This is a genomic window from Sulfurimonas sp. (genome assembly GCF_027056685.1).
In the GTDB taxonomy this organism is placed as follows: Bacteria; Campylobacterota; Campylobacteria; order Campylobacterales; family Sulfurimonadaceae; genus Sulfurimonas.
This window is the reverse complement of record NZ_JALUKE010000014.1, coordinates 1-5,876: the sequence shown is the minus strand read 5'-3', so window position 1 is coordinate 5,876 and position 5,876 is coordinate 1. Positions and strand designations below refer to the sequence as shown.

Annotated in this window: 6 protein-coding genes; all 6 read right to left on the bottom strand. The window is 36.5% G+C overall.

Features of this window, described 5'->3' with window-relative positions; all coding sequences use genetic code 11:
• A partial coding sequence (locus MVY38_RS00705) for a lipid A deacylase LpxR family protein (RefSeq protein ID WP_297482331.1) occupies nucleotides 1–807 on the bottom strand: 807 nt, incomplete at its 3' end.
• Between the two features lie 83 nt (nucleotides 808–890).
• Nucleotides 891–2,432: a DHA2 family efflux MFS transporter permease subunit gene (locus tag MVY38_RS00700; protein ID WP_297482328.1), complete on the bottom strand. Its 1,542-nt coding sequence runs from the start codon at nucleotides 2,430–2,432 to the stop codon at nucleotides 891–893.
• Nucleotides 2,429–3,583, bottom strand: coding sequence for an efflux RND transporter periplasmic adaptor subunit (locus MVY38_RS00695; protein WP_297482326.1), 1,155 nt, complete (start codon nucleotides 3,581–3,583; stop codon nucleotides 2,429–2,431). The genes MVY38_RS00700 and MVY38_RS00695 overlap by 4 nt, the downstream gene beginning before the upstream one ends.
• An 82-nt stretch (nucleotides 3,584–3,665) precedes the next feature.
• Nucleotides 3,666–4,556 (bottom strand): cation diffusion facilitator family transporter, encoded by an 891-nt coding sequence (locus MVY38_RS00690; protein ID WP_297482323.1) that lies wholly within the window; start codon nucleotides 4,554–4,556, stop codon nucleotides 3,666–3,668.
• Between the two features lie 38 nt (nucleotides 4,557–4,594).
• A complete protein-coding gene (locus MVY38_RS00685; RefSeq protein ID WP_297482320.1) occupies nucleotides 4,595–4,987 on the bottom strand; it encodes a thioredoxin family protein in 393 nt (130 codons plus the stop codon).
• A partial coding sequence (locus tag MVY38_RS00680) for a cation diffusion facilitator family transporter (RefSeq protein WP_297482317.1) occupies nucleotides 4,987–5,876 on the bottom strand: 890 nt, incomplete at its 5' end. The genes MVY38_RS00685 and MVY38_RS00680, both read right to left, overlap by 1 nt.

Sequence of the window (5,876 nt, the reverse complement as noted above, 5' to 3'; positions counted from 1 at the left end):
GCTAAGAGCTCCATCCAAAATAGCTGAGTATAAGAGTGCTTTTGTTTCTAAACCTGTAGTTACTGACCAGCCAAAACCATGCACCACATCATCAGGTTGAAGTAAATTTGCTTCTCCTTTTAAATAAGGATAATGTGTGTTGAAGTTTTGAATGTAATTATGTCCAATACGAATAGCTGTACCACCAAAAGTAGAAACATCAAATCTTCCAGCACTGACACCGTAATGGTTAAACCAATCAGCTTTTATTGAATCGGAAAGAGTGCTTTGCCAAGACTTTATTCCATGTTGCCAAAGTAAATTGACGCTAAAGTAAGTATTTAGCTGTGTATTCCAACCTTGAGGTTGCGCATTGCCTATGATTTTATGGAAACTATTTTGAATAAATTCTGCACCTGATTCTTTACCAATAACTCCAAATTCTATACTGTATTCAGTAAAGCTACTTTGATTCCATTCAAGTAAAAAAGTAGAAAGAGCAAGATACCCAGTGTAAGGGAAGTCATTGTATTGAGGTGTCTTTAGGCGTGTATTTTCAGGTGTTACAATCATCTGTTCAAGATTTATTCCTGCATTATGATGTTTTGTAGTATCAATAGGAATGGAAATTTTTTGGAGTAAGGAAGTAAAAGTATCACTATAAGGATTTTTTTGTGTATGGTTATCTTCAAGCCAAATTAAAGAAGCAGCACTAGTAAAGTGCATATCATGCCCTGCAAAAAAATCATTGTAGATGGTGAAAGAGACACTATCAGCATAGAGTGAAGTTGATATAAGCAAAATATTACTAAGAATTTTTTTCTTCATTGTGTCCCCACTGTTATTAATTAACTAATTGATTAGTTATTTGTACTATTTAAAAAGTAAATTATTGCTTAAAAATGAAAAATCTACTCCTCTAACACAACAATTTTTGGTTTTTTAGACATAAATGGTGGTTTTGCAAACCAGATTAAGAGAATAAGTGCGATGCTGATATAGCTTGAAATAAGTAAAATATCGTCATTTGCTCGTGTTGAAGCTTGTTGGTCTATGATGTGGTTTATGGTAGGTAGGGCAGGGATGCCAATATGGTGTAAAGAGTCCATAAATTCTTGCGTTGCATGTGAAAATCTTGTAATATTTTCGCTATAGACTGCATGGTGAATATCGCCTTGTCTCTCCCACATTGTTGTGGCTATGGAAGTACCAAAACTCCCACCTAAAATTCTAAGAAAGTTTACAAGTCCCATAGCAGATGCAATACGAGTGATGGCGATTTCAGAGATGATTATACTTGTAAGTGGAACAAAAAACATTGCCATTCCTGCACCCATAAGTAAGCGTGGTAAAAAGGCATCCATAAGCGTGATATTGACCGTAAATTGTGCCATCCAGTAATAGCTTGCTGCAAAAATAATAAAACTGATACTTACAAGGACGCGAAGGTTTAAACGGTGGAGATTACTGCCAACAATAGGGGATAGTAAAAAGGCAAATACTCCCACACCTGCCGAGGCAAATCCAGCCCAAAAAGCAGAGTAGCCTAGCTGCGTTTGCAACCATAGAGGAAAGATGACACCACCACCTAGGAAGATGGTGTAGCCTAGACTTATGGCGATGGTTCCTACAGAAAAATTACGGTTTGTAAAGAGTGTCAAATCAACAACAGGATGTTCATCAAATATCTCCCAGACTATGAAGATTGAGAGTGTTACTACTGCTGTAATTGCTAAAATTATGATGGTTGGCGAATTGAACCAGTCGAGATTGTTTCCTTTATCGAGCATAATTTGTAAACTTGCAACACCAACTATGAGTAGGGCTAAACCTGTAAAATCTATGGGGAGTTTCAAGATGGTTGTTTCACGATCTTTGAGCATATTCCAAACAATAAATGCACTTAGAAAGCCTATGGGTACATTGATATAAAAAATCCATGACCATGAAAAATTATCTGTAATGTAGCCACCAAGAAGAGGTCCGACAATAGGTCCAACAGTAGCAGTCATTGCCCAAAAAGCAAGTGCAAGACCTTGTTTGTGTTTTGGATAGATTGAGAGTAGAAGACTTTGTGAGAGTGACATCATGGGAGCTGCTACAATTCCCTGTAAAACCCTTGCTCCTATGAGTAGATTGTAATCAGGTGCGAGTCCACATAGCCAAGAGACAAGGGCAAATAAAAAGGTAGAAGCTACAAAAAGATGTACCTCTCCAAAGCGTTTTGCGAGCCAGCCAGTAAGGGGCATAAAGATGGCATTGGCCGCTGCAAACGCAGTAATGACCCATGTTCCTTGATCTGGTGTAACTCCTAAATCCCCAGCAATGGCAGGGATGGAGACATTGGCTATGGTTGTGTCAAGAACTTGCATAAAGGTAGCAAGTGCAAGTGCCAAGGTAGCAATTGTGAGTTGTAGTGTTGAAAAAGAGCTAAGGTTCTCCTCCTTACTCAAATATTTTTCCTTATAATTTTTTGAGCCATATTTGTTGCTTCTTGCATAGCATTTTTATACAGTATCGCTGAAAAGTTTTTATTTTGAGTAATTTTCATTTGAGAGAGTGCATCTCTATCTTGTTGGTGTATGTCCACTGTAGCGACCATCGAGTTACCTACATGAAGTGGATACTTTTGAAGCTCTTTAGCATTTAAGGCGATACGAATAGGAATACGCTGTACAATTTTAATCCAATTTCCTGTGGCATTTTGTGGAGGTAAAAGTGAAAAAACGGCTCCAGTCCCTGCTGATATTCCCACGACTTTACCATGATAAACAACATCTTTTCCATACAAATCAGAGTAGAGTTTTACATTTTGATTAACTTTTATATGGCGAAGTTGTGTCTCTTTGAAGTTTGCATCTACCCAAAATCCATCTGTGGGAATAATTGCTAAAAGGGTTGATTGGAGTGAAACATTTTCTCCAATGCTAAAATTCTTTTTCGTGACAATACCACTATGAGGAGCATAAATATTGCATCGTTTAAGAGTAAGATAAGTGCGTTTGAGTGATACAATGGCATTTTGAACTTGTGGATTTTTTGTAATATTGACATCTCTAATCACTGCTTGAATTGCTTTTACTTTTTGACGCATAATGTGTAGATTTTGTCTCGCTTCTTTGTAGGCATACTCCAAATGTTCAAATCTATTAATGGCAATTGCATGGTGCTTTTCTAAGACCTGATTGCGTTTAAAGTCGGCTTCTGCTTTTTGCATTTTAAGCGTAGCAAGTGCTACATTAAACTGCGCCTCTTTTGCTTGAATATGGAGTGCTTTTATTTTACGAACTGTCTGTGCTAGCGTGGATTTTGCCTGTTCAAATGAGAGATTTGCATCTCTTGTATCGAGTCGTCCAAGAAGTTGCCCTTTTGTTACATACTGCGTTTTATGGACAAAAATCTGCTTGACCACTCCTGATGTTTGGGGTGTTACATAGATGATATTTTGAGAGACATAGGCATCGTCTGTAGATTCATAATATTGTGCATAAAGGTAGTAGTAAAATGCGTAAGCTACGCCACTTGCGATAAATAGAAAAATGAGTAAGAAAAGAATATTGTTGCGTTTATTGCTGTTTTGTGAGGAGTGTTTTGTTTGTGACAATACTGCGCCTTTGGCATAAAGTTAGAAAAAAGTTAGAAAATAGACTTCTTTTTAAGAAGTCTAATAATAGCATAAAGTCGGTTTATGCTATTACATTTTTGGAATCTTTTCTCTCATATTCACACTGAAAAGTAGTATGTTCTACATCAAAGGCATCATGAAGTTTTTTCTCTAGTTTATCTATGACTCTGTTTGACTCTGAGAGGTTTATGTCTTCATTGAAATCAAGATGTGCTTCAAGGTTTATTTGGTGGTCATTGAGTTTCCAGATATGAATATGATGCACATCTTTTATCTCTTTTTCCTCTTCGATGGCTTTGACTATATCATCTATATCTACTCCCTCGGGTGTAAATTGCATCAAAATAGCACTGCTCTCTTTTACAAGTCCAAATGATGCCCAAATTAGATACAGAGCAATAAGCATAGAGATAAGCGGATCGATCCAAAAGATGCCAAAGTAGTACATTAAAATTCCACCACCGACAACTGCAACACTTGTCATGACATCAGTTAGTAGGTGCAAATAGGCTGCTTTCATATTCATATTACCGTGTGCATCATCTTTGATGAGCAATACACTTGCTGCGTTTAGCACGATGCTAAGTGTACCAAGTCCAATTACCCAAATGGAATTGACCGCTTCTGGATGGTAAAATTTATGAAATGCTTCGATGATAAGAAAGATTGCAATTCCGATAAGTACAGAAGCGTTAAAAAGTGCTGCAAGTATCTCTGCTCGTTTATAACCAAAAGTTTTTGACTCGTTATTTGGTTGCGCTGCAAGTCTGTTAGCTACATAAGCAATAACAAGTGCAAGTACATCGCTAAAGTTGTGCATTGCATCACTCAGAAGTGCTAGTGAGCCTGAAAATATTCCTCCCACAATTTGTGAGAGTGTGATGATGACATTTAAAACAATGGTAATAAAAAGATTTTTACCACTTACATCGTGGTGATGGTGTTCACTCATAATTTTCTCCTAAATTAATTAACTAACCAATTGATTAATTATATCTTGTCTATTTTTAATTTTTGTTGAAAGAGTGTATGAATTTCTTTTGTAGGCAAAATTCCAACATGTCTGTAAATTTCATACCCTTTATTGTCGAGAATAATCTGTGTCGGAATCATTTGCACCCTAAGTCTATAAGCCGCATTTCTTTCTTTGTGCACATTTACAAAGTAGATAGGGTACTCAGGATGTTGCTGCTTGATTTTATAAAGCTTTCGTCCCATAATCTGACAACTATGACAGCTATCAGAGCCGACTTCTATAAAAGTCATTTTATGTTTAGTAACTTGGCTCAAAACCTCTGTAAAAGGTGTCTCTTGAAGCATTGCTTCTTCTGCATTTAGACTGATAGAGAAAAGAATTCCCATAAGTAATACTATTGTTTTCACTATTTTGTCTCCTTGTTTTGTTGTATGATTTCAATGTTTAAAGCATCGAAAAGTGTCATAATATTTTCATCCATATTTACATTTCCTATTATGATTTTGTCTGTGTGTAAAGAGAGCAAAAAAGCTACAAGCCTAAATGCTTTACCGTGATCAGCTTTAAAGGCAGGATTTTTTATGAACTCTTGTGAAATTTGTTTTTTCCTTTCTGTTAAGTGTGTTACTTCTAGCCAGGCAGTTCTTCCAAAATTTTGACTCAGTTCTTTTTTGTTTTCATCTAAAAGTTGGACAACTGTTTCATAGGGTGGATGTTCTGGCTCATAATGAATAGTAACGGACTCAAGTGCATCAATATTCTTATGCAGTTTTTCTACCACTTCATCTATGCTCTTATGTGCTTTAGCAGCATTGAGCTCTGCCACGCTCAATTCTATATCTGCAAAATAAACACTACCTGACTTGCGTACATTTAATCTTTTTATATTTGTAATGTCAGGCTCACTCATCACTATTTTTTCAATAGCATCGTTCATCTCTATGTCAGCTGCATCAAGTAAAGAGAGCGTTCCCTCTTTAAGTACATCAAATGCCCCTTTTAAAATCATCACAACTATAATAATGACAGAGACTTCCTGTGCATAAGGAACTTTATAGTGATGTGCAATAAGACCGATGATGACGATTATCCCTGCGCCAATATCACCAAGCCAGTTGATAGCATCTGCCTGAACACCTGGAGATTTCAGTCGTTTTGATGCTCTTAGTTCATAAAAATAAAAAACATACTGAATGAGAACAATAGTAAAGATAAACCCAATAGTTGTCCATATCTCTGTGGGGGTTTTCATCCCTGTTTCAAAAAAGACAGAGTGAACAATCTCATATCCCGCAT